Raw genomic sequence first — 2,991 nt, forward strand, 5'->3', positions numbered from 1 at the left:
CAGGGTTGCGTCGACGAAAGTGTCAAGTACGCAAAGGAACGCGAAGCCTTCGGTCAACCGATCGGACGTAATCAGTCCATCGCATTCACCATCGCGCGGATGGAAGCCCGCGCTCACACCGCGCGCACCGCCTATTACGACGCCGCGGCGCTGATGCTGGCCGGGAAGCCGTTCAAGAAGGAGGCGGCGATCGCCAAGTTGGTGGCCAGCGAGGCGGCGATGGATAACGCACGTGATGCCACCCAAATCCACGGCGGCTACGGGTTTATGAACGAGTTCACCGTCGCCCGCCACTACCGGGATAGCAAGATCCTGGAAATCGGCGAGGGCACCACCGAAGTGCAGTTGATGCTGATCGCGCGCGAGGTTGGGCTGTGAGCGACGAAGTGCGCGAGGTTGTTCAGCGCGGACTGTGGTTCGAAGAATTCGAGACCGGCGTGCGGTACCTGCACCGCCCAGGGCGGACCATCACCGAAGCCGACAATGTGTTGTTCACAACGCTGACCATGAATACCCAAGCGCTGCACCTGGATGCGGCATTCTCTGACGCGCTGCCGCCGTTCAATCAGCGATTGGTGAACTCGATGTTCACCTTGTCGACTCTGGTCGGATTGTCGGTCGCGCAGCTGACCCAGGGCACCATTGTGGGTAACCTGGGCTTCTCCGAGATTGCGTTCCCCAAGCCGCTGTTCCATGGCGACACGCTCTACGCCGAGACGGTGATCACCGACAAGCGGGCATCCAAGAGCCGTCCGGGGGAGGGCATCGTGACGTTTGCGCATACCGGTCGAAATCAGCACGACGATGTCGTCGCCACCGCGAGCCGCAAGACCCTGGTGCGGATGCGACCACCGGAGGCTGCTGGTGGGGGGGCCTGATGGGTCTTCAGAATCCCGGCCCGGCGTGGCTTTTCTGTCCGGCTGATCGTCCTGAGCGCTACGAAAAAGCCGCGGCCGCAGCGGATATCGTGATCCTCGACCTCGAGGACGGCTGCGCCGCCGCCGACCGGCCCGCCGCGCGGAAAGCGCTCGTCGACGTTCAACTCGACCCCGCCAGCACCGTGGTGCGCGTCAACCAGTTCGGCACCGCCGACCAGCAACTCGACCTCGAGGCGCTCAAGAGCACCGGCTATGACACCGTGATGTTGCCTAAATGCGAAGCGGCAGAAAAGGTCGGAGCGTTGGCGCCGCTGCAGGTCATTGTCCTGGTCGAATCCCCAATGGGTGCCCTGGCCGTCACTGAGACGGCATCGGTGGACAACACCGTCGCGGTGATGTGGGGCGCCGAGGATTTGTTCGCGGTGCTCGGCGGTACCGCGAATCGCTACCCGGACGGGACATACCGCGAGGTGGCCCGCCACGTTCGCTCGCAATCGTTGTTGGCTGCCAAGGCGCATCGTCGGCTCGCGCTGGACTCGGTGTATCTCGACATCAAAGATCTCGACGGGCTGCGCGCCGAAGTCGACGACGCGGTTGCTGTGGGCTTCGACGTGAAGGTTGCTATCCACCCCAGCCAGCTACCCGTGATACGGGCCGGTTATGCGCCGTCGCCCGACCAAGTGCAGTGGGCGCGACACGTACTTGCCGCAGCCGCCGATGAACGCGGTGTCTTCGCATTTGAGGGCATAATGGTAGATGCGCCTGTGTTACGGCGAGCCGAGCGAATTGTGCAGCTGGCGGCCGACGTCAGCTCATAAGCGGTCGCGCTTTTCGGGTTTGCTCTGACCCGCCGCACACCTGTGGCGGCCGTTGGTTGGAGGCGGTATGGCTGAAGCTGCTATCACGCCGATGAGTGTCGATCTTGAGCCGGTGCAACTCGTCGCAGCCGATGGAACACCCACGACGGAAGCACGTTACAGTCGCGCGCTGCCGGCGGAGACGCTGTGCTGGCTCTACGAGATGATGGTGGTCACCCGCGAGGTGGACGCCGAATTTGTCAACCTGCAGCGACAGGGTGAATTGGCCCTGTTCGCATCGTGCTGCGGCCAAGAGGCGGCACAGGTCGGCGCGACCGCTTGCCTCCGCAAAACCGATTGGCTGTTTCCCCAGTACCGGGAATTGGGTGTTTATCTGGTACGCGGTATCCCGCCCGGCCATGTCGGTGCCGCCTGGCGTGGAACATGGCATGGCGGGCTGGATTTCACCAAAAAGTGCTGTGCTCCGATATCGGTTCCGATCGGCACCCAGACGTTGCATGCCGTCGGCGCCGCGATGGCTGCCCAAAGGCTCGGCGAGGACTCGATGACGGTGGCGTTTCTCGGCGACGGCGCCACCAGCGAGGGCGACGTGCATGAGGCGCTGAATTTCGCGGCGGTGTTCAAGGCGCCGTGTGTGTTTTACGTGCAGAACAACCAGTGGGCGATCTCGGTGCCGCTGAGCAGCCAGACTGCCGCGCCGTCCATCGCTCACAAGGCGATCGGCTATGGCATGCCCGGCGTACGGGTGGACGGCAACGACGTGCTTGCCTGTTATGCGGTGATGGCCGAAGCCGCTGCGCGGGCCAGAGCCGGCGGCGGGCCGACGCTGATAGAGGCGATCACCTACCGGCTGGGCCCGCATACGACTTCGGACGATCCGACGCGATACCGAAGCCAGGAAGAACTGGACCGCTGGCAGATGCTCGATCCGATCCCGCGGTACCGCACCTTCTTACAGGGCGAAGGACTGTGGTCGCAGCGGCTGGAAGACCGAATCACCGCCCGGTATATGCGGCTTCGGGCCGATCTGCGCGATGCGGTGTTCGACGCTCCCGACGTCGACGTCGACGAGGTCTTCACCACCGTATACGCCGAAATGACACCCGGACTCGAAGCGCAACGTCAACAGTTGCGCAGTGAAATCCGCCGGGAGGCGTGATGACCCAGATCGCCGAACCCCCGACCAGACCCAGCGCCGACCACGCGCTCGCTGCCAAGCCGTTGACGATGGTCCAGGCGCTCAACCAAGCATTGCGTGACGCGATGGCCGTCGATGACCGGGTGCTGGTTTTCGG

4 protein-coding genes and 1 pseudogene are annotated in these 2,991 nt (G+C 63.8%); all 5 read left to right on the forward strand.

What is annotated here, in order from left to right; all coding sequences use genetic code 11:
• Nucleotides 1-378 (forward strand): acyl-CoA dehydrogenase family protein (locus WBF82_RS01840; protein WP_424381400.1); only part of this gene is annotated, 378 nt, incomplete at its 5' end.
• Nucleotides 375-878 carry a MaoC family dehydratase gene (locus WBF82_RS01845; protein WP_424381401.1) on the forward strand — a complete coding sequence of 168 codons (504 nt, stop codon included), beginning with the start codon at nt 375-377 and terminating at the stop codon, nt 876-878. The genes WBF82_RS01840 and WBF82_RS01845, both read left to right, overlap by 4 nt.
• Nucleotides 878-1,696 (forward strand): HpcH/HpaI aldolase/citrate lyase family protein, encoded by an 819-nt coding sequence (locus WBF82_RS01850; protein ID WP_424381402.1) that lies wholly within the window; start codon nt 878-880, stop codon nt 1,694-1,696. Before WBF82_RS01845 ends, WBF82_RS01850 begins: the two co-directional genes overlap by 1 nt.
• A gap of 67 nt (nt 1,697-1,763) precedes the next feature.
• Nucleotides 1,764-2,855, forward strand: coding sequence for a pyruvate dehydrogenase (acetyl-transferring) E1 component subunit alpha (gene pdhA, locus WBF82_RS01855; RefSeq protein WP_424381403.1), 1,092 nt, complete (start codon nt 1,764-1,766; stop codon nt 2,853-2,855).
• Nucleotides 2,855-2,991 (forward strand): annotated as a pseudogene (locus tag WBF82_RS01860) (alpha-ketoacid dehydrogenase subunit beta); the annotation flags it as partial. The gene pdhA and the pseudogene WBF82_RS01860, both read left to right, overlap by 1 nt.

The sequence above is a fragment of the Mycobacterium sp. genome (genome assembly GCF_049673265.1).
In the GTDB taxonomy this organism is placed as follows: domain Bacteria; phylum Actinomycetota; class Actinomycetes; order Mycobacteriales; family Mycobacteriaceae; genus Mycobacterium.

Excerpts from the sequence above, each read along its gene's own strand:
- WBF82_RS01850 (WP_424381402.1), top strand. The coding sequence starts at position 878 with ATGGGTCTTCAGAATCCCGGCCCGGCGTGGCTTTTCTGTCCGGCTGAT.
- pdhA (WP_424381403.1), top strand. The coding sequence starts at position 1,764 with ATGGCTGAAGCTGCTATCACGCCGATGAGTGTCGATCTTGAGCCGGTG.